This is a genomic window from Rhizocola hellebori, assembly GCF_016862955.1.
GTDB classification, from domain to species: domain Bacteria; phylum Actinomycetota; class Actinomycetes; order Mycobacteriales; family Micromonosporaceae; genus Rhizocola; species Rhizocola hellebori.
This window is the reverse complement of sequence record NZ_BONY01000001.1, coordinates 158,992-180,392: the sequence shown is the minus strand read 5'-3', so window position 1 is coordinate 180,392 and position 21,401 is coordinate 158,992. Positions and strand designations below refer to the sequence as shown.

14 protein-coding genes are annotated in these 21,401 nt (G+C 65.4%); 5 read left to right on the top strand and 9 right to left on the bottom strand.

What is annotated here, in order from left to right; genetic code table 11:
* Window positions 1-5 precede the first annotated feature (5 nt).
* Window positions 6-404, bottom strand: coding sequence for a VOC family protein (locus tag Rhe02_RS00775; protein WP_203906029.1), 399 nt, complete (start codon window positions 402-404; stop codon window positions 6-8).
* A 125-nt stretch (window positions 405-529) separates the two neighbouring features.
* Window positions 530-1,426, bottom strand: coding sequence for a DUF4394 domain-containing protein (locus tag Rhe02_RS00770; protein WP_203906028.1), 897 nt, complete (start codon window positions 1,424-1,426; stop codon window positions 530-532).
* Between the two features lie 260 nt (window positions 1,427-1,686).
* Between Rhe02_RS00770 and Rhe02_RS00765 the strand changes: the two genes are divergently transcribed.
* The 4 genes from Rhe02_RS00765 (at window position 1,687) to Rhe02_RS00750 (ending at window position 13,610) form a co-directional block, all read left to right on the top strand.
* Window positions 1,687-12,063, top strand: coding sequence for a LamG-like jellyroll fold domain-containing protein (locus Rhe02_RS00765; RefSeq protein ID WP_203906027.1), 10,377 nt, complete (start codon window positions 1,687-1,689; stop codon window positions 12,061-12,063).
* 9 nt (window positions 12,064-12,072) lie between these two features.
* Window positions 12,073-12,624 (top strand): hypothetical protein, encoded by a 552-nt coding sequence (locus Rhe02_RS00760; RefSeq protein WP_203906026.1) that lies wholly within the window; start codon window positions 12,073-12,075, stop codon window positions 12,622-12,624.
* A gap of 217 nt (window positions 12,625-12,841) precedes the next feature.
* Complete coding sequence (locus tag Rhe02_RS00755) at window positions 12,842-13,309, top strand: hypothetical protein (RefSeq protein WP_203906025.1); 468 nt, start codon at window positions 12,842-12,844, stop codon at window positions 13,307-13,309.
* Window positions 13,293-13,610 (top strand): hypothetical protein, encoded by a 318-nt coding sequence (locus tag Rhe02_RS00750; RefSeq protein WP_203906024.1) that lies wholly within the window; start codon window positions 13,293-13,295, stop codon window positions 13,608-13,610. The genes Rhe02_RS00755 and Rhe02_RS00750 overlap by 17 nt, the downstream gene beginning before the upstream one ends.
* 17 nt (window positions 13,611-13,627) lie before the next feature.
* Here the strand turns inward: Rhe02_RS00750 and Rhe02_RS00745 are convergent, their stop codons facing one another.
* The 7 genes from Rhe02_RS00745 to Rhe02_RS00715 form a co-directional block, all read right to left on the bottom strand.
* Window positions 13,628-14,233, bottom strand: a complete 606-nt coding sequence (locus Rhe02_RS00745) for a response regulator transcription factor (RefSeq protein WP_203906023.1) — start codon at window positions 14,231-14,233, stop codon at window positions 13,628-13,630.
* A complete protein-coding gene (locus tag Rhe02_RS00740; RefSeq protein ID WP_203906022.1) occupies window positions 14,230-15,354 on the bottom strand; it encodes a sensor histidine kinase in 1,125 nt (374 codons plus the stop codon). Before Rhe02_RS00740 ends, Rhe02_RS00745 begins: the two co-directional genes overlap by 4 nt.
* Before the next feature lie 8 nt (window positions 15,355-15,362).
* The gene (locus tag Rhe02_RS00735; RefSeq protein ID WP_203906021.1) at window positions 15,363-16,085 is read right to left on the bottom strand and encodes an ABC transporter permease; all 723 of its coding nucleotides are present in this window, start codon (window positions 16,083-16,085) and stop codon (window positions 15,363-15,365) included.
* A gap of 5 nt (window positions 16,086-16,090) precedes the next feature.
* Window positions 16,091-16,981, bottom strand: coding sequence for an ABC transporter ATP-binding protein (locus Rhe02_RS00730; protein ID WP_203906020.1), 891 nt, complete (start codon window positions 16,979-16,981; stop codon window positions 16,091-16,093).
* A 75-nt stretch (window positions 16,982-17,056) separates the two neighbouring features.
* Window positions 17,057-18,367: a sulfate adenylyltransferase subunit 1 gene (locus Rhe02_RS00725; protein ID WP_373320565.1), complete on the bottom strand. Its 1,311-nt coding sequence runs from the start codon at window positions 18,365-18,367 to the stop codon at window positions 17,057-17,059.
* The gene (gene cysD, locus Rhe02_RS00720) at window positions 18,309-19,226 is read right to left on the bottom strand and encodes a sulfate adenylyltransferase subunit CysD (RefSeq protein ID WP_203906018.1); all 918 of its coding nucleotides are present in this window, start codon (window positions 19,224-19,226) and stop codon (window positions 18,309-18,311) included. The genes Rhe02_RS00725 and cysD overlap by 59 nt, the downstream gene beginning before the upstream one ends.
* Window positions 19,207-20,604 (bottom strand): cation:proton antiporter, encoded by a 1,398-nt coding sequence (locus tag Rhe02_RS00715; RefSeq protein WP_203906017.1) that lies wholly within the window; start codon window positions 20,602-20,604, stop codon window positions 19,207-19,209. The genes cysD and Rhe02_RS00715 overlap by 20 nt, the downstream gene beginning before the upstream one ends.
* Window positions 20,605-20,657: 53 nt before the next feature.
* Here Rhe02_RS00715 and Rhe02_RS00710 point away from each other — a divergent pair, with 53 nt between their 5' ends.
* Window positions 20,658-21,401 carry an SDR family NAD(P)-dependent oxidoreductase gene (locus Rhe02_RS00710; protein WP_203906016.1) on the top strand — a complete coding sequence of 248 codons (744 nt, stop codon included), beginning with the start codon at window positions 20,658-20,660 and terminating at the stop codon, window positions 21,399-21,401.

Genomic DNA, 21,401 nt, shown 5'->3' with positions numbered 1-21,401 from the left:
CCCTTTCAGCTGGTGAGGGCGACGAGATTTCCGTCGGCCGCCTTGAGCACAGCAAGCTTGCCGGCGCCCACATCCACGATGCCCGTCTTCGGATCACCATTGGTGATCTTGGCGGTGCCCAGCTCGGCCAGCGAGCCGTCGGCCACTTCGCCCATGGGCACAGCGCCGCGGGAGATCAGCTCCTCGCGCGCCTCTTCCAGGTTGTCGACCTTCCAGAACACGAGCGGGTGATCCACCCACGGTGCCGAGGAGAGGGCGACCTCCACGCCTTTGCCGGTGAACCCGGCGAAATCGTCGCCGACGAAGGCCGGCTCTTGGTCGAGGATGGCGGTCCAGGCGGCCACGCTGGCCTGAAGATCGTCGGTTGGGTAGACCACGTTGGCGAAACCTTTGAACTGGCTCATGGCTTTCTTTATACCCGAATAGTCAGAATTCATCTTAATTCGGCCAAATCATGAGATGCCATTCTCTCCCCGAATGGGCGAACGGGCCTCCCGGCGTCCCGGGAAGCCCGCTCGCTCTTCGTCTTTCAGCTCAGCTGCACCGCGAGGTCGGTCACCTGAAGCTCGTCGGGGAAGTCACAGATCGCCTTGGCGGCACCGGTCACGAGATCGATGTCGTACAGGCCGAAAACGCCCGCGTAGGAAAGCGCGGCCACGCCCTTGTTGGACGCGGCAGCGCCGTTGGCGTCGAGGGTGGAGTAGATGTCAAAGCCGGCGTTGTCCTGAACGTCGATCCCGAGCGGGCCAACCAGCGTCAGCACCCCTTCGGTGTCCGTGGACTGGTGGGACGTCTGGTTGAGATCGGTGTCTATGTCCAGCAGCCTGGTACCCGTGGTGGCATCGCTGTCGATGTTCTCGTAAGCGATGGCCGATGCCTCGAGCGCCGCCTCCTCGACGGTGTTGCCGTCGGTGAGGGGGTCGGCGTCGGCGGTCTCGAGGTCGTGGATCAGGTTCTGGCCGTTGTCACTGACGACGCGCAGCAAGCCGTCGACCGGGTTGAAGTCCACACCCCAGAAGGCGCCCGTCAGGGCCACCGACAGCTGGCTGACTTTGGTGCCCACGACGCCTTCGAAGGTGTAGACGCCGCCCGCGTTGCCAAGGCCGTAAAGCAGCCCGTCTTGCACGCGGTAGTCGATGCCGACGATGTCTTCGTCGCCGACGAGACCGGAGATCTCGCCGATGTCCTCGGCGGTCCACGGGTCGTTCACCTTGAACGTGACGAGGTGCTGCGCGGTGGTCAGGCCGATCCCGAGGCGAACCGGTGCTTCGGTCGTGACCGGCGTTTCGGTTTCTCCCGGTGCGCCATAGGCGATTGCGGGTGTGGCGAGCCCGATTGAGGCCGCCGCGGTGAGCGCTAGTAGGTGCGTTGGACGTAGCTTCATGTTGCCCCCGGTGAAGCGGTTGGTCATTACCAAATGGATCATTCAGTGATCGCTACCGGGCCGTCCCGACAGAACGGGACAATTCACCCAAACGGGTGTAAAGTGCTGATCAGGCCCCTTCTGGCAATGCCCGGGTTCGATATACGCGCGATGGGCGAGTCCAATCTCGACATCAACGGCTGTCCCTGTACCAAATTTAAATCGGACAATGGCGACAGGGTCTTGTGGCGGTGCGGTCCCGTCGGGCAGACTGCGGTCTCCATATCGATGAACCGATGTTGTCCTAAACGGGGAGGGACAAAATGCGGTCCACTTGGGCTGTTCGTTGCTGCGCTGCGCTAGCCGTAATTCTGCTGCTGGTGCTGGGATTGCCGATCGGATTACCGCCGGCGCCCAGTGGGACAGCGTTTCCGCTAGCTGGTATTCGTGACTTTTTCGCTTCTGCATTCGCCTGGGCGCAAGACCGGCCGGAGACGCCGCGGCAGGCCCACGGCACCGCCGGCCGCGCGACCGCGGTCGGCTCCGATGCCACCCGCGCCAACGGCGGTTCGGGTTCCGCGCCACCTGACGTGCCCGGGTACAAGATGCCGGCCGAGGTCAGCGGAGTGCAGACCACGCCTAGCCGGAAGGGTTTCGACGCGGCGACGTCGCGCCGGATCCAGGACGGCGCGTCGGCGACCACGGAGGTCTTCCAGAACGCCGATGGCACCATCACCCGCCGGGTTCACTCCGGGCCGGTGAACTACCGCGGCAGCGACGGGTTGTGGCGTCCCATCGACGTCTCGCTGCGCCGAGATGCCAACGGCCGCTTGCGAACTCGGGCCGGTGGCTCGTCGGTGGAATTCGCCGGCGCGGGCACTTCGGCCTTCGGCGGCGGAGCAACGGCCGGGCAGGCGCAAGCCGGCGAACTGTCCGGCGCCGACACGGCGAACCGGTTGGCGTCATTGAATCTCGCCACCGGGCAAAGCCTCGAGTACGGGCTGGTCGGCGCGGCCGGCGTGGAGCCGGTCGTGTCCGGGTCGATGGCCACCTACCCCGACATCCTGCCGGGGACCGATGTGGAGCTGATCGCCGGAGACGGGCAGATCAAAGAAACCGTCATCCTCAAGTCGGCAAAGGCGCCTACGCAATGGGTCTTTCCGTTGAAGCTCAAGGGTTTGACGCCTCAGCTTCAAGCCGACGGCTCGGTGAATCTGCTCGACTCGGCGGGCGCGGCGGTGTTGGCGATCCCGCACGGGTGGATGCGCGACTCGAAGGCCGACGCGGTCGAGGACGGCGTGCGCTCGGATGCGGTGTCCTACGAACTCATCACGGTAGGAGGCCGGCCCGCGTTGAAGGTGTCGGCCGATCCGGCCTGGATCGCCGACCCGGCACGGGTGTTCCCGATCCGGATGGACCCCACGATGTACCCGGTGGCGACCGGATCGACCTACGTGCAGACGAAAACGTCGGATCCGAGCAGCTGCTGTACCAACAACAACTCGGGCTCCTCGGAGCTGAGGGTCGGCTATCACAGCTCGGGGCCGTGGCGGACCCGCTCGCTTCTCAAGTTCGACAATGTCGGCTGGAGCCCTCCCGGCTACCGCATCTGGTCTGGCCAGGTGATGGTGAGCCTGGGGTGGTCGGGTGCGTGTCCCACCTACACCGGCAGCGGGATGTGGGTGTATGACATCGCTTCGCCGTGGACGCCCGCGGGCGTGACCAACTGGAACAACCAGCCCGCATTGGGCGCGGAGATGGGCAGCTCCTGGGGCACGCCTAACTCGACTGTTTGCAACAACCACGATCCTCAAAGCTTTAACGTGGGCATCTGGTGGGGGATCCCGTTCAACGCCAACGGCGCCGCTGTGCTCAACCGATGGACAAGCGGCGGGACCAACAACGGGGTGGCACTGCTGGGCGATGAATCCAGCACGAGCGACACCACGTGGAAGAAACTGTCGTCGATCAACACCAACCTCAAGCCCTACCTGGAACTCAACTACAGCCTCAACGCCGCGCCGATGATCGACACGCAGTACCCGGAGCACGGCTATGCCACCCCGACGTTGACCCCCGAGCTACTGGTGCGGGGAAGCGACTCGGACGCGTTCCCGTTGCCGGTGACCTACCGGTTCCTCGTCAAGGAGGCGGTCGGCTCGACCTTTGTCGACGTCGCCGACTCCGGCTTCTCGGCGAATACCAAGTGGACGGTTCCGGCAGGAAAACTGTCGTGGGGCAAGACTTACGTGTGGACGGCGCAGGCCTGGGACGGGGCGCTGGCCTCGACCAACCAGTCGTGGAAGGTGCTTTCCACGGCCGTGCCGCAACCGCCGATCACCTCCAGCCTGTCCCAGAACGGCGGCAAAGGCTTCTCCGCGGAGATCGGCAACTTCACCACCTCGGCCACCGACGCCCAGGCTGCCTCGCCCGGCCCGGCGCTGGCCATAGTGCGCAACTACAACACCCGCGATCCGCGTACCGGCGGGATGTTCGGGGCGAGCTGGTCCACGGTGCTTGACGCCAAGGCGACCGAGACGCCGACCACGATCGTGATCACCTATCCGTCGGGGCAGGAGGTGGCGTTCGGCCGTAACCCCGATGGGACAACCTTCACGCCGCCGTCGGGCCGCTTCTCTGAACTGGCCGCGGTGGCCGGCGGTTACGCGCTCACCGACAAGGACGGCACCAAGTATTCGTTCACGCAGGGCACCGCGCCGACGTTCAAACTCAAATCCATCACCGATACCAACGCGCGCGGGCTGGCGCTTGACTACGACGGCACCGGCAAGCTGGTGTCGATGACCGGCGCTTCGGGCCGCAAACTCTTCTTCACCATCGTCAACTCGCGGGTGACCGAGGTCGCCAACGACCTGGCCCAGAAATGGACCTACACCTACACCGGCAGCAACCTGACGAAGGTGTGCGACCCGACCACCACCACCGCGTGCACCGTCTACACCTACGGGCCGACCTGGGCCTACCCGGCCACCGCGCTCAACGCCCGTCCGCATACCTATCTGCGATTGGGTGAGGCCGCGGGAATTCCGGGCGCGGCGTCGGCGGTCATCGACGACTTCGACACCGCAGCCGGCGTGTACCAGAACGTATCGCAGGGCCAGCCCGGCATTTTGACGCAGTCCGGGACGAGCGCCGGATTCAACGGCAGCAACGCCCACATCACGCTGCCGCAGAAGGTGGCGCTGACCTCGTCCTGGCAGTCGGTGTCGATGTGGTTCAAGACCACCGGGACCGGTGTCCTGTATTCCTTGCAATCCGCGTCGCTGGCGGCCAATCCGGCCAACGGCTGGAATCCGGTGCTTTACATCGGTACGGACGGCAAGCTCCGCGGTGAGTTCTATCAGGGCGCAGGCGTGCCCATCACCACCGCCGCCGCGGTCAACAACGGCAACTGGCATCACGTGGCACTGACCCTGTCGGCCACCACCCAGGACATGTATCTGGACGGTCAGCTGATAGGGACGCTGACAGGTGTCGCCGACATCGCCTTCGGCACCAACGCCATCATCGGGTCGGGCAAATGGGCGCTGTGGCCGCAAACCTCCGGCAACGACGGCTACTTCAACGGCTCGATCTCCGACTTCGCCTTCTACACCCGGCCGTTGCGCGCGGCCGAGGTGACCGGCATGTGGGACGCCGGCCGGGTCGCGGCGAGCTCGCTGACCAGGATCACCCGGCCGTCGACCGGGATCACCGCGCAGGTCGAATACCAGGCTGGGACGAGCGTGGTCACCAAGGTCACCGACGCCGACAACGGGCAGTGGACAATCGGCGCCCCCACCGTCGCCGGGTCCAGCCTGCCTTACACCTCAGCCGTGATGTCCGGGGCACCGGTCGACCACTACCGGCTGGTCGGCAGCGCCGCCAACGAGCTCAACGGGGCGACCGCGACCGCGTCGGCGGTCACCTTCGGCTCATTCGACGGGCCGTTCGGCGCTAAAGCCGCCAGCTTCAACAACTCCTACATTCAAGCCAACAGCACCACCATCGACACCTCGAAGTCATTCTCGATGTCCGGTTGGGTCTACCTCACCGACAAGACTGTGCAGCGGGCCGCGATTTCCTTCGAGGGAAACCGGATCTATTCGGCGCTGCTCTATCACGATCCCTCGAGCGATCGATACCGGTTCATGGTGAGCCAGAACGATGTCGACTCGCCGACGACCTTCAGCGCCTCCGCGCTCGACTCGACAGCGCTCAACACCTGGACCCACCTAGCCGGGGTCTACGACAAAACCCAGGGCAAGATAACCCTGTATGTCAACGGCGTCCCGCAGAATACAGTCGCTGTGCCATCCATCTTCGCCGCGGGCCCGCTGTCGCTGGGCCGCTTCAAATACGCCGGCGGCCAATACGGGCCGTGGGCGGGCCACATCGCGGAGGTGGCCACCTACCGCAATGCGCTGACCGCGGCTCAGGTGGAAGCCCAATACGCGGCGCGCACCCTGGACCCGATCACCGGCCAGCCAGTTGCCGTGCCGGCCAAGACGATTTCGGTCACCGGCCCCGCCGCGACCGGGCCGCAGGCGACCACCACCAGTTACATCTATGACGTGCTGGCCGGCGGCCGCCAGGTCCAGCAGGTCGATCCTCTGGGCGGGAGGACTGTTTTCGGGTACGACGAAAAGGGTTTCCTTCAGTCCACTGTGGACGCAAACGGCAACATGACCGTGCTGCAACGCGAATCGCGGGGCAACGTGAAGACGTCCACCACCTGTCAGGACCGCTCCGAAAACAAATGCTCCACCGTGTACAACAGCTACCACCTGGGTGCGGCCAACGACCCGTGCAACGATCAGATCGAAGCCGTGCGTGATCCGAGGTCGTCGTCGGACACCGACAACGCCTATCGCACCGCGTATGCCTATGACGCGGCCTGTAACCGGATCAGTGTCACCGATCCGCTCGGCCGGGTCGCCACCACGGCCTACACCACCACCGGAATCAAAGGCCTGCCGACCACGGTCACCTCGCCCAACGGCGGCACCACCACGTCGACCTACTATGCCAACGGCGATCTGTTGCAAAGCACCGACGCAGCCGGTCTGGCGACCGTGTTCGAATACGACGCGGTCGGCCGGATGACCAAGAAGACGGTCAAGGCCGATGGCGGCGATCTGGTCACCACGTTCACCTACGACGCCTACGGCCGCGTGCAGACGCAGACGGATCCGGCGATGTACGACCGTGTCAACAGCAGCATCCTGCACACCAAGAAGACGACGACCACCTACGATCTCGACGGGCACACCACGTCGGTCAAGAGCGAGGACCTCACCGGCGGGGACGGCTGGCGTGAGGTGAAGTTCGGTTACAACACCTTGGGCCAGCAGACCACCCAAACCGATGCCATGAATCTGGTGACGACGACCGAGTACGATCTGTCGGGCCGGCCGGTCAAGACGACGAAGCCCGATGGCGTCGCCACCGCCATCGCTTACGACAAGAACGGCAATAAAATCACCACCACGCTGGTGGGCTGGACGGGCGATCCCAACAACCCCACGGCCGCAGCCGACCTGGTGACCGAAAGGCGTGCCTACGATCCGGGCGGCCGGCTGGCGTCGGTGACCGACGCGAGGAATTACCTGACCACCTACACTTACACCGACAACAACCTGCCCGTCACCGTCACCCGCGAAGACGGGCCGACGAAGTTCGTGTTGGAGGCCAACACCTACGACGCCGCCGGGAACCCGCTCACCAAAACCACCAACAACGGAGCGACGCTGACCTCATTCGTCGTTGACGCCGCGTCGCGGAAAACGTCGGCCACCCTGGACGCGGCCGGAGTCAACCGCACCACCACGTTCAGCTACGGACTCGACGACAACGTCATCACCACAAGGGTTTCCGCGGCGTCCGGGCAGCAGACCATCGAAGCCGCCTACGACCTGGCCGGCCGGCAAACCTCGAAGACCGTCACGGCCGGCGGCAGCGGCGGCCTGGCGGGCCGGTGGAAGCTGGACAACGACACCGCCGACGCATTCGGCAACAGTCCCGCCACGGCCACCGGTGTCACCTGGTCGGCGGAGCGCGGCGGTTCGGCCGTGTTCGACGGCACCACCACCCAGATCGACATGGCCGGCCCGGTGCTGGACTCCGCGCAGAGCTTCACGATTTCGGCGTGGGCGAAACTGGCCGACAAGGCCTCCACGCGCGTCATCGCCGGGCAGTGGGGGCAGACCAGATTGGCGTTCAACCTCGAGTACTCGTCGTTCTACGACCGGTGGGCGATGGTGGTCGGTTCCGGCGATCCGGGGACGAGCCTGGTGGCGCGTTCAGATGTCACCCCGACCCTGAACACGTGGACCCACCTGACCGGGGTGTACAACGCTGCCGCGAAGACCCTCGTGCTTTACGTCAACGGGGTGGCGCAAGCCAATTCGCTGTCGAACATCACGATGTGGCCGAGCAAGGGCGTGTTCTGCCTCAGCTGCCTGGGCGGGAGTAAATTCAAAGGCACCGTCGACGATCTCCAGGCCTACCAGAAGGCGCTGACGCCGGCCGAGATTCTGGCTGTCTACAACGGAACCGCGCCCACCGCGACGACCGCGCAGCGCACTTCGTGGCAGCTGGACAAGCGTGGCCTTGCCACGTCGATGACAGACCCGAACGGCAGCCGCACGTATGCCGAATACGACGCTGCCGGCCGTCAGACCGAGACGAAGCTGCCCGCGGTGGCCTCGGAGGAATCCGGCGGCACTCCGGTGACCGTGTTCCGGGTGAGCACCATCGGCTACAACACGTTCGGCGACCAGGTCGCGGTAAAGGACCCGCGCGGTCTGATCAGCACGTTCGTGGTGGACGCGAACGGCCGGGTGACCGAGGCCCACAAGCCGTCGTACACCGCGCCGGGATCGTCGACGCCCATCGACTCGGTGGCCAAGACCGAGTACTTCAACAACGGCTTGGTTAAGAAGACCATCGATCCACTGAACAATGCGACGACCTACATCTACGACCAGTTGGGACGGCTCGCCTCAACCACTGCACCGGACCTGGGCGTCTCACGGTTCGGGTACACCCTCAACGGCCAGCAGTCGTCGGTCACCGATCCGACCGGGGTACGGGCCGAGGCGACCTACGACTACATGGAGCGGGTGCTCACCTCCACCGAGGTGGTGGCTTCGCCCCCGGCGAGCTACATCACGAACTACAGCTACCACGTAAACGGCTGGCTGGCGACGGTGACACCGCCCGGCCCGGGCCGCTCCGCGATCACCTACACCCACAACAACGCCGGCGACCTGACCAGGGTGGTCGACGGTGCGGGCGTGGCCGTCGACTACAGCTACGACTTCGCCGCGCGCAAGACAGCAACCAAGCTTGCCGACAACTCCCAGCAGACGTTGCGCTACGACGACTTCGGCCGGGTGGATCGCCAGCAGACGCTGGACCCCGGCGGTGCGGTGTATTCCACCGTGCTGGCCACTTTCGACAAGAACAACAACACGCTGTCGGTGAACGACGCCCGCACCAACACGACCACGTTCACCTATGACGCGCTCAATCAGCTGATCCGCACCATCGAGCCGATCAGCTCGTCGGACTCGATCACCTCGACCTTCGGCTACGACATCGCAGGTAACCCGACCCGGTTCACCGACGGGCGCGGCTACCACTACGTCACCACCTACAACACGTGGAACCTGCCCGAGTCGCGGATCGAGCCGCCTACGAATGCCCATCCGAACGCCGTCGACCGTACCTTCACCATCAAATACAACGCGGCCGGACTCGCTGTCGGGCAGACCCTGCCCGGCGGGGTGTCGACCACACAGACCTATGACACCGCCGGCCGGCCCAAGACCACCACCGGAACCGGGGCGCAGGCCGCCACCACCGACCGGGTGCTCGACTACGACCTGGCGGGCCGGCTCAAGTCTGCCTCAGGTTCGGGTGGCACCAACAACTTCATCTACGACGGCCGCGGCAAACTCGCCAGCACCACCGGGCCATCCGGAGCGTCCAGCTTCTCCTACACACCCGACGGCCTGCTGGCATCGTGTACCGATGCGGCTGGGCTGACGTCATATACCTATGACACCGGCGCGCGTCTGGACACCGTCACCAACACGGCGGCCGGAATCGCGCTCGACTACAACTACAACAACCTTTCGCAGGTTACGCAGATCACCTACGGCTCCAATCAAAACCGCCGGCTTCTCGGCTACCGCACCGACGGCTCGCAGCGCCTGGAAACCGACGAGGTGAAGACCTCGGGCGGCACGTCGCTCGGGAAGATCACCTATGGGTGGGACAAGAACGGGAACCTGACCTCCAAGAACACCACCGGGTTCACCGGCGCAGCCACCAATGTCTACACCTACGACTACGCCAACCGGCTCACCTCCTGGAACGGCGCATCCTACCTGTGGGACAAGTCCGGAAACCGGCTGCAGGCCGGGCTGCGCAACTTCACCTACGACGAGCGCAACCGGCTCAAGACCGCCGACGGGACCAACTACGCCTACACCCCGCGCGGCACCATGCTGTCGGCCACGACCGGCACGGTGACTTTGCCGACCGAGACCGACGCCTTCGGCCGGGTGATCCGCCAGTACAGCACCGGAACCGGGTACAGCTCCTACGAATACGACGGGCTGGACCGGATGGTCCGAGCCGGCTTCAAATACACGGCGCTGGGCAACCAGCTCGCCGAGGACCCGACCGCCAAATATGTGCACGGCCCCGCGGGCGACCTGCTCGGCGTCAAACCCACCGGCGCCGGCGTCTACGCCTGGACCGACCTGCACTCGGACGTCGTTGCCCAATTCGGCGCGACCTCGGCCACCTTCACCGGCTCGACCACCTACGACCCGTTCGGCAAAACCCTTGCCTCCACTGGGATGCAGGGCAGCCTCGGCTTCCAGTCCGGCTGGTCGGACACGGCCACCGGCCGGGTCAACATGCACGCCCGCTGGTACAACACCGACACCGGCCAGTTCGACACCCGCGACACCATCGACGTCTCGCCCGTGCCAGCCTCGGTCGGCGGCAACAAGTACGGCTACGGCAACGCAAATCCGCTCGTCAACGTGGACCCCACCGGCCACGTGCCCATGGTCACCGGCTCCGAGGTAGAGGAAGCCCAATATCTCGAAAGCCACCCGGCGGAAGCCAAAGTCATCAAGAAGATCAAGAAAGCGGCACGCATCGCCGCGATCAAATCCTCGATGATCGCTGCCACCCCACCACCCAGCAGCGGAGGCCCCGGTGCCTACACCATCAAGGACGGCGCATGCCATGGCGGCTTCGTCGAGGACAGCGAAGGCGTCGGGCTGATCGTCTGCGAAGGCGGTGTCAGCAACCTCGACGACTACCTGACCGGCAAGTTCACCTTCGACAACGAAGTCAATTGCGGCACAGCTCTTGAAAACCAAAGCGCACTCGAAAACTGGAACGTCGACAAGAGCCTTTACACCAGCGTGCCCTACTGCGGAACGGTCCTGAAGCACGGCCACAAGTGGTCGCTGGATGACTACTCACGCGAGATGTTCGGCGTCCCCTTCGCCCAGCTCGGCGAGGAGGACAAGGCGGCCGTCCTCAGAGGCTCCTACTGCGAACTGAACCCCACCATGTGCGGCGGTGGCGGCGAGACAGTCGGCGAAGTCTTCGAATTCCTGCTGAGCCTGGTCCCGGTCGTCGGCACCGTAATCGACGGAATGAAATGCGCCGCAGGCGAACGCGACGCATGTGTCTGGACGGCAATCGGGCTCATTCCCCTGGGCGGCCTGGCCAAACTAGCGAAAATGGGCAGGCTTGGCGCCGCCATAGCGAATTCCCTTGGCGCCGACGCGAAGGCTCTCAAAGGGCTAGAGGATCTAAAGATTAGCCGTGGTGGCGCCTTCTGCAGCTTCAGCCCCGACACCCGCGTGCTCATGGCGGATGGAAACTCGAAGGCGCTAGCCGACGTACGCATCGGCGACAAGGTCCACGCCTCAGATCCCGAAACCGGCGAAAGCGGCGGTCGCACGATCACCGCAGTTTGGATTCACGACGACAGTTTCGTTGAGCTGGAAGTCGATGGAAAGGTCGTCAGGACCACCGAAGATCACCCGTTCTGGAACGACACCGACCAAGAGTGGCAGCGTGCGGACGAGCTAGACCGAGGCGACCTGCTCATCGCAGCCGACGGCCGTCGCGTTCCGGTGACGAGCAGCGCAGTAAAGCCCACCACGGAAGGCTTGGCCTACAACCTCACGGTGTCGGATCTCCACACCTATTACGTGCTGGCAGGGGCTACGCCGGTTCTCGTGCACAACAGTAGCGGGCCCTGTATCGTCACGCCGAATAGGATGAGTCCAACCGAGGCGGCTCATGCGAAAGAGCTTGGTGACTACGCGGGAGCTGGCAACTTTGTTGGACAGACCGCACCGAACATGCCGGGAATTGACGGCTGGATGGATAGTATTCCGACGAGCCTGAAGGACGTGACCGGGGCTAGCCCAACCGCCGTCTTCCGGCATGCGTCTAAAGCTGAAAGTCAACTAAGGAATGCCGGTTATTCCAATGGGATTGTCTCGATTAGAGCATCGAATGTTTCCGATGCAGTGATGCGAGACTTCATCGCGAAGGGAAACTTCGCGGACATTACGACGCAAGGAACCGTTGGCCAGATCTTCATCAAGACTGATAGCGGTTGGATTTATTGCACAAACGGAACCTGTGCATAGGAGACTGAAGTGAGCGTCGAGTGGTCGGTGCGGGTGAATCGCAGCTTTACGCTGGATGAGGTGCTTAGATCTTCTACGGCCCATTTGCAGGAGATCCTCGGCAGTCCAGGTGATGAGTCACTCACAGTGATTGCGACATCGACGCTCGTTGCCGGCGGCGGTCGTCGCCCGATCGAACCTCAAGGGTTGGCTGAGATATATGACCCCTACTCATGGGGGGCGGGGACGGAATCGATCGACTTTCTGCTTGAAGTCCCCGCCATCGGGGGTGGATGTTCACTCGGTCTGGCGGAGTTCTTGCCCAGAGGTGATGATCCGGAGTCGGGCCTCTTCGCCTATGTCACTTCGGATCGAACCGATGGCTCTTATGTACTCAGTATTGCGATGTCGATAGCCATCGCTGTGTGTGCAGCGGGTCAAATTGTTGATGATGCGAATCTTCTTGGTAGCGGCCGCCTCATTGAGGGCGAGGAGCTGCTGGAGAAGTTGCGTAGTAGCGAGCGGGATCAAACCCTGGATGCGGCGATTGCGACAGTGCTTGCTGGTACGAAAATCGGCTAATAGTGAGTTTGGAGGTGTGGGCGGTTGGTGCAGCGTGACCGCAGCCCACACCTCCTGGGGAGGACGAGATACCGTGATGGGGTTCGCGATTCGAGCGACTGCGGCACGAGCGTCATTGGTTCTGGGCGCGACGCTGTCACTCGTAGCTTTGAGTGTCGGGGGTTGTGCTGGCGGATCGGGCTCTGAGGCGTCGGCGCCGAAGCCTGCGTCGTATGCGATGAAGGCTGATCTGTGCCAGCGGATTGACTTCAGCCCGATTGGCGAAGCGAGCAACTTGTCGCCCGGCGAACAGGCTGACACCTCGGACAAGGTGACCTGCCGGGTCACACTGACCGACAAGAAGGCGAATCCCCAGTTTGTCCAAAGACTCGACCTGGTGGCCCAGACCTTTTCCTCTGCTGAAGGTGCCCAAACGGCTTTCAACAAGGGTGCGGCAAAGTACGACGGGGAGATGCGTGGCGATAAAGATGATGTGCAGACCGCAGCGGAAGCGGCTCGGTATTACCGGGGCGACAAGGCTGGTTATTCGACGATCGCGGTTGATGCGAATCTCTATCTCGACATGAAGTTCGTCCCGGCTGATCCCGCCTATTCCGGGCCGCGCCTCGTCGGAGAGTGGGCGTTGGCGACGAAGCTTCTCAACCAGGTTGTCACGGAGTTGCGCCGAGATGGAAGAAGCGCTTGAGGATCGTCGGCGGGCGGCTCTGATGGCCCTGCTTTGTGCCGGCATCTCACCGCCGCCAACCAAGGCGCAGATGGTCGAAGCCCTTGCCGCTGCGAGGAGGTCAGTGGCGTCTCACCGCAGCCGCCATCAGCCATTGGATGCGTGGCTGCGCAGCGAGGAGCATGGGCAGGGAATGCGCGAGAATGCGGCAGTCTTGGCCGCCTTGGAGATACCAGAACTTCGAGACGAGGTGGCGGCCCGGTACGTACAGGCGCATCCAGAACGGCAGGTGGAGATCGATGCCTTGCTAGAAGTCCTCTAGCCGCACCGAGCGCCCCGCTAGAGCCAGCCTTGGGCTCGGGCGGCTTGGACGGCTTCCATGCGGTTGCGGGTGGCGGTTTTGCCGATGGCGGCCGAAAGATAGTTGCGCACGGTGCTTTCGGAGAGGTGCAGCCGTATGGCGAGGTCGGCGACGCTTGCGCCGTCGGCGGCGGCGGAGAGGACTTCGCGTTCGCGGTCGGTGAGCGGGTTGGGGCCGGCGGCTAGGGCGGCGGCGGCCAGGGCGGGGTCGATGACGGTTTGGCCGGCCAGGACTTGGCGGATGGCGGCGGCGAGTTCTTCGACGGGGGCGTCTTTGACGAGGAAGCCGCGGGCGCCGCCGTCCATGGCGCGGCGAAGGTAGCCGGGTCTGCCGAAGGTGGTGAGGATGATGACGCGGCAGGCCGGAAGGTGGGTGCGCAGCTGGGCGGCGGCGTCGAGGCCCGAGGTGCCGGGCATCTCGATGTCCAGCAGCGCGGCGTCGGGCCGGTGTTCAAGGGCGGCGGCCAGGACGGCGTCGCCGCGGTCGACCTGGGCCACCACTTCGATGTCGGGCTCGAGGCCGAGCAGGAGCGCCAGGGCGCTGCGCATCATGCCCTGGTCCTCGGCGAGCAGCAGCCGGATCATCGTGCGGCCGCCCGGAGGGTGTAGCCGTCGTCGGTCATGACGGACAGTGTGCCGCCTACCTCGGCCATGCGTTCGGTCAACCCGCGCAAGCCGTTGCCCGTGCTCGGTGGCCCGCCCTTTCCGTCGTCTCTGATTTCCAGCACCCATTCCTTGGTACCAGACAAAGCTATAACGCATGAAGAAGCGCCACTGTGCCGGATGACGTTGGTGACGGCCTCGCGCACCACCCAGCCGAAGACATCGTCGAGATTGGACGGTAGCTCGCGATCGGTGACCCGCACGACGGTGTCGATGCCCGCGTCCTTGAGCGACGCTTCAGCCTTGCGCACCTCGTCGCCGAAGGTCAGAGTCCGGTAGCCGGTCACCACCTGACGTACCTCGGTCAGCGCGGTGCGCCCGATCTGTTCGATCTCGGTAGCCTCCTGCGCGGCGCGTTGTGGATCGGTGGCGGCCATCCTGCGCGCCACCGCGGCCTTTACCACGATCAGGGAAAGGCTGTGGCCCAGCAGGTCGTGCAGGTCGCGGGCGAAACGCAGCCGTTCGCGTTCGACGGCGGTGCGGGCCAGCTCGTCGCGGGTGTCGCGCAGCACCCGGATCAGCTGCACCATCTGCCGCATGAGCAGGACCACGGCCCCGCCGAGCAGCGTGGAGAACGCAGTCTCGGCGATGTCTTGCGGAGTGTGCTGGTTCATGACGCCGATGGCGACTTGCAGGGCGATGACACCGCCGATCCAGTAGAACGCCTTGGGCGGGCGGTAAAGCGCGGCTCCGGCGGCGGTGAGGTAGAGGGTCAGCCCCCACCAGCCGGGGCTGGTCGAGTATCGGAGCATCAGCGCTACGGCCAGGCCGGTGGTGAGGAACAGCACGGCCTGATCCATCGCGGTCGGGTCGGCGGCGCGGCGGCCGAAAGCTTTGACGACCACGTAGAGGTAGAGCGCGATGAAGGCCACCAGGCCCAGGGCGGCCAGCCACGGCTGCGGCACCTGCCCGCGCTGGATCGCGGCGAAGGTGCCGATCAGCGGCGAGAGCCAGGGCGCGGCGAAGAGCATGCCGCGCAGCCGCCGGGCTCTGATTTCGGAGGCGCTGGGCGGGCGCGGATCGTCCACGCTCGCCCAGAACACCCCGGAGCTCATTTCGCCGCGGCCGATCGGCGATAGGCGGTCATGGCCAGGAGCGCGAAGATTACCGCCCAGCCGGCCAGGATGAGGACGCCGCGCGCGGGCGGGGCGTGATGCAGGACGATCGAACGGCCAAGCTCGGCGTAGCGGTTGCTGGGCAGCCAGCCCGAGATCTGGGCAAGCGCCTTGGGCATCACCTCGGTCGGCACGAACAGGCCGCCCAGGAACGATAGCCCGAACACGCCCAGCATGCTCACCGGCTGGGTCAGCTGCGGGGGAAGCGAGAAGCCCAGCGCCAGCCCGAGCGCGGCGAAGGGCAGGCTGCCCAGCCAGAGCAGGCCGATCAGGGCCGCCCAGCGGTCGATGCCCAGGGAAACCCCGTGCGAGGCGACCGCGGTGACGCCGACCGCGAGGACGACCGGCACGGCCAGCAGCGAGCCGAGCAATGCCTTGCTCACCACCACTTTTCCGGGGGACAGCGGGGTGATTCGCAGCTGGCGCAGCCAGCCGGAGGCGCGTTCCTGGGAAACCGAGATGCCGACGGTCATCACACCCACGAGTACACCGTAGGCGGCCATGCTCACCATCAGGTAGGCCGCTACGTCGAGGCCGCCGACATCGCCTTGATTGCCGGAGCTGATCGTGTAGACGAGCACCGGCAGCACCAGGGTGAGCACGATGGCCCGCGGCTCGCGCAGCAACCGGCGTGCCTCGAACTTCAGGAAAGCCAACATGTCGATCACTCCTTGCCGTTGGCTGAGGTCAGGGTGAGGAAGGCCGCCTCGAGTCCGGCGCCGGTTATCTCCAGGTCACGATAGGCCCGCCCGCTGTGGATCAAGGCCTGTACCGCCGCGTCGGAGTCGTCGCAGCGCAGCAGGATGCGGTCGCCGCGGACCTCGACCGCGGTCACGCCGGGAAGATCGGCCAGGCCGTCGCCGGTGCCGTTGAGCCGGAAGCTCATCGTCCGGCCGCCGGCCATCTTCTTGATCTCCGAGCCGCTGCCGTCGGCGATCACCTTGCCGTGGGCCATCACCACGACCCGATCGGCGTAATCGTCGGCCTCGGCGAGGTAGTGAGTGGCGAACAGCACTGTGCGCCCGGTCGCGGTGAACCTGCGCATCGCGGCCCAGAACGATTGGCGGCTTTCCACGTCCATGGCCACTGTCGGCTCATCGAGCAGGAGCAGCTCGGGGTTTCCGGCCAGGGCGAAGGCGAAGCGGATGCGCTGGGTCTGCCCGCCGGAGAGCTTGTCCACCCGGCGCCGGGCCACCTCGGTCAGCTCGGCTGTGGCCAGCACCTCGGCCGTGGGCAGCGGGTGCTTGTACAGGGCGCGGGCCAGCTCGATGATTTCGATCACCCTCGCGTTGGCGGCGAACCCCGACTCCTGCAACATGGCGCCCACCTTGCCCGCCTGCACGGCCTCGTGCGGGCTGCGGCCGAAGACCTCGATGACGCCTTCGCCGGGCTCGGCCAGGCCGAGAAGCATGTTGATGGTGGTCGACTTACCGGCCCCGTTGGGGCCGAGCAGCGCCACGGTCTCGCCCCGGCCGATCGAAAGATCTATCCCGTCCACCGCCCGCACCGGGCCGTAGGTCTTGGCGACCCCGGCCAGCCTTACCGCTTGTGTCATGACCCAAACGGTAGGTGCGCGGGACCGTGGCGTTCAGAGTCACCGATCCGGAGTTGGACAGGACATTTGTACCCCCTAGCAAGTGATGATGCCGCCGGCGACGGTGCGGTTGGATTCGTTTTCGATGAGGATGAAACCTCCGGTGGCTCGGTTGTCGCGGTAGCTGTCGCACACGAGCGGGATAGAGGTGTGCAGGCGAACCCGGCCGATCTCGTTGAGGGTGAGCTCATCGGCCGCGGTGGTGGCGCCCAGGTCGTTGACGTCGATGCGGTGCACCAGGTCGGTGACGGTGGCGGTCCCGGTACGGGTGGTGTGTTTGATGGTGTACTCGGATTCCGTTGTCAGCGCGGCGTTTTCGTCCATCCAGCAGATGGTGGCGTCGATGTCCTGGGTGACGCTGGGGGAGTCGGGACCGGTGCAGATCATGTCCCCGCGGTGCAGCTCGATGTCGTCGGAAAGCTCGATGGCGACCGAAAGCGGGGCACGGGCGAAGTCGCGCGGGCCGTCAGCGGTGTGGATGGCGGCGATGCAGGATTGGGCGCCCGACGGGAGCACCGTGACCTGCTGGCCGGGGCGCAGCTCGCCGGAGGCGATCTGGCCGGCGTAGCGCACTCCGGTGTCGTGGCGGATGACGTGCTGGATCGGCAGCCGGCCGGCGGCGCAGGCGTCGGGGCCTGCGAACGCGGTGCTTTCAAGGTAGGGCAGCAAGGGCTCGCCGGTGTACCAGGGCGCGTTGCCGGAACCGGCGACGATGTTGTCCCCGTTGAGGGCGGAGACGGGAACGGTGGTCAGGCTGGACAGGTCCAGGGATTCGGCGAAGGTGCGAAACTCGGTGGAGATGACGGTGAACACGTCGGCCGACCAGTCGACGAGGTCCATCTTGTTGACGCACAACACCATGTGCGGCACGCGCAGCAGCGAGCAGAGGTAGGCGTGGCGGCGGCTCTGTTCCAGCACGCCCTTGCGGGCGTCGACCAGAATCACGGCCACATCCGCGGTGGACGCCCCGGTCACCATGTTGCGGGTGTACTGAAGGTGGCCCGGGGTGTCGGCGATGATGAACTTGCGGGCGGGCGTGGAGAAGTAGCGGTACGCCACGTCGATGGTGATGCCCTGCTCGCGTTCGGCGCGCAGCCCGTCGGTGAGCAACGCGAGGTTGGTGTAGTCGTCGTTGGACGCGGCCGAGGCCGCCTCGACCGCCGAGAGCTGGTCGTCGAAGATGGCTTTGGAGTCGTAGAGCAGGCGGCCGATGAGCGTCGACTTGCCGTCATCGACCGAGCCCGCTGTGGCCAGACGTAGCATTTGCATCTTTGGGAGCATTGTCATTTTAGAAGTACCCTTCCCGCTTGCGATCCTCCATAGCCGCCTCGCTGACCTTGTCGTCACCGCGGGTGGCGCCGCGCTCGGTGATGCGGGTCAGGGTCAGCTCCGCGATCACGCTGGACACGTCGTAGGCATCCGAGCGCACGGCCGCCGTACAGGAGGCGTCCCCGACGGTGCGATAGCGCACCATGGCGTCGAACTGTTCCTCGTCGTCGCTGACCCGAAGGGCCGGATGCAGCCCGTAGAGCAGCCCGTCGCGGTCGACCACGGTGCGGTGGTGGGCGAAGTAGAGCGAGGGGAGGTCGATCTTCTCGCGCTCGATGTACTGCCAGACGTCAAGCTCGGTCCAGTTGGACAGCGGGAAGACCCGCAGCGACTCGCCCGGCTGAACCCGGGTGTTGTAGAGCGACCACAGCTCGGGCCGCTGGTTCTTGGGATCCCACTGGCCGAAGTCGTCGCGGAAGCTGAACACGCGTTCCTTGGCGCGCGCCTTCTCTTCGTCGCGGCGGGCCCCGCCGAACAGCGCATCGAACTGATGCTCCTCGGCGGTGCGCAACAGCACCGGGGTCTGGATCGGGTTGCGCATGCCCGACGGTGGCTCGACGACGAAACCTTCGTCGATGGCCGCCTGCACATCGCCGATGACGAGCTGTGCCTCCAGCTCGGCCACCCGCCGGTCACGAAACTCCAGAACCTCGGGGAAGTTGTGGCCGGTGTCCACGTGCATCAGCGGAAACGGCACCTTGGCGGGGGCGAATGCCTTCTCGGCCAGGCGAAGCAGCACGATGGAATCCTTGCCGCCCGAGAAAAGCAGCACGGGGCGTTGTGCTTCGGCGACGACCTCGCGAATGATGAAGATCGCCTCGGCTTCGAGCGCTTCGAGCTGATCGGTCACCGGGATTTCAGAGCAAGGCTGGATCATGTTGACTCGCCTTTCGATCGGATTGGACAGGTGCGGTAGGCATCGTGGATCGCAGCAACGGGCCGGTCATCGCGGTGGTGAGCAGGGCCATGATGACGAACATCGCGAACAGCGCCGGGCTGAGCACCCCGAGCTGGAGACCGACCGTGAGCACGACCAGCTCGGTCAGCCCACGGCAGTTCATCATCACGCCCAGGGCGACCGAGTCGCGAAGCGGCGAACCCGTTGCCCGGGCGGCGATTCCGGTGCCAAGGAATTTGGTGGCGATGGCCACCGCCGTGATCAAGCCACAGGCCAGCCATTGCAGGCCACCGCTAAGCGACGCCAGTTTGGTGTTGAGGCCGACCACGACGAAGAAGATGGGCAGCATGAACCAGATGGTGATGCCTTCAATCTTGTTGGTGAGCTCGGTGACCAGGCGTGAGCCGCGCGGCATGACGACCCCGGCGGCGAAAGCGCCTAAGATGGGGTGCACCCCGATCTGTTCGGTGGCCAGCGCCGCCGCCAGCACCAGCGTGATGAGGCCGGCGAAGATGGGAAACCTGGGCGTGGCACGGGTTTCGGCACGATGCAGGACCCAGGTCAGCGCGGGCCGGACGGCGAAGAACATGACCGCGCCGAAGACGAGCACCAGCAGCACGGCGATCACCGCGGAGATCATCGAGGTGCCTCGCACGATGGCCACCACGGCGGCCAGCAGGCACCAGGCGGTGACGTCGCCTATCCCGGCGGCGGCTATCCCGGTGGTGCCGACCGGGGTGCGCAGCAGCTTGAGGTCGGTGAGAATCCTTGCCAGCACTGGGAAAGCGGTGATGGCGAAGGCCACCCCGATGAACAGCACGAAGGGGAGCAGGCCGGGGTCGGTGGCGGGCGGGAAGACGGTGTAGAGCCACCAGCCCACGCCGACCCCGGCCAGCAGCGGCAGGGCGATCGAGGCGTGCCCGATCACCACCGCCTTGGCGCCGCTGGCCATCAGGGTGCGCGGGGCCAGTTCCGCGCCGACCAGGAACATGAAGAAGACGACGCCGAACTGAGCGAAGGTGTTCAGGTGCGGCATGATGAACTGCGGGAAAAGCCAGCGCTGTTCGTCAGGCGCGATCCAGCCCAGCACCGAGGGCCCGAGCACCAGCCCGGCCGCCATCTCGCCGATGACGGGTGGCTGGCGCAGCTTTCGGGCCAGGGCACCGGCGGCCGCGGCCAGGGCCACCACGATCGCTGTCGCGATGAGCAGACGGTAGACCAGCTGACTTCCGCCTTGCCCGGACGTGTTTTCAGCGCCGCCGGAGGAAGAGCCGTTGGCGAGCATTGCCACGGCGAAGATGGCCAGCCCGGCCGGCACCGCCACGGTGAGCAGATAGACGCTGAGGAACCGCCGCATCACAGGTCACCACCAAGGTGTTTGGTCGCCGCACGGCCGGGGTAGACCGGCACATGCCTCGATTTGCCGTTGTTTCCGGAGGCGGGACAGGGATTGGGCGTGCCATCACCGCCGCCCTCGCCGCCGAAGCAGTAGAAGTCGTCGTCGTGGGCCGCCGCCCGGAGCCGCTTGCGGAGACGGTCGACACCGTCAATGAGCTTGTGCGGGCCAAGCTTGTCCGGGCGATCAGCGGGGACCTGTGTTCGGTGCAGGAAGTGCAACGGGTGGCGGCCGAGCTCCGTACCCAGAAAATTGATGTTCTGGTGAACAACGCGGGCGGCAACTTCGCCGCGCAGGCCGCGCAGGACCTGGCCGGTGTCCGCCAGACCTGGCTGGACAACCTGGAGGGCAACATTTTGCCCACCGTGTTGCTGACCCACGCGCTGCTGCCGCTGATGGCCCGTCCCGGCGGGCGCATCATCGCGGTGACGTCGATCGCGGCGCTGCGCGGCCCGGCGACCTATGGCGGGGCCAAGGCGGCCCTGCACCCCTGGGTCTACGACCTTGCCACTCAGCTTGCGCCGCAAGGGATTACGGTCAACGCGGTGGCCCCCGGATACATCCCGGCGACCGAATTCTACGGCGCGCGGATGAACCCGGAATTCCACGCCGGACGGGCCGCGCAGAACCCGATGAACCGCGGCGGCGAGGTCGAGGAGGTCGCGGCCACCGTCGCCCACCTGTGCAGCCCACAAGCGGGTTTCCTTACCGGCCAGATCATCCAGATCAACGGCGGCGCGCAACTCGGACGCGGCTGA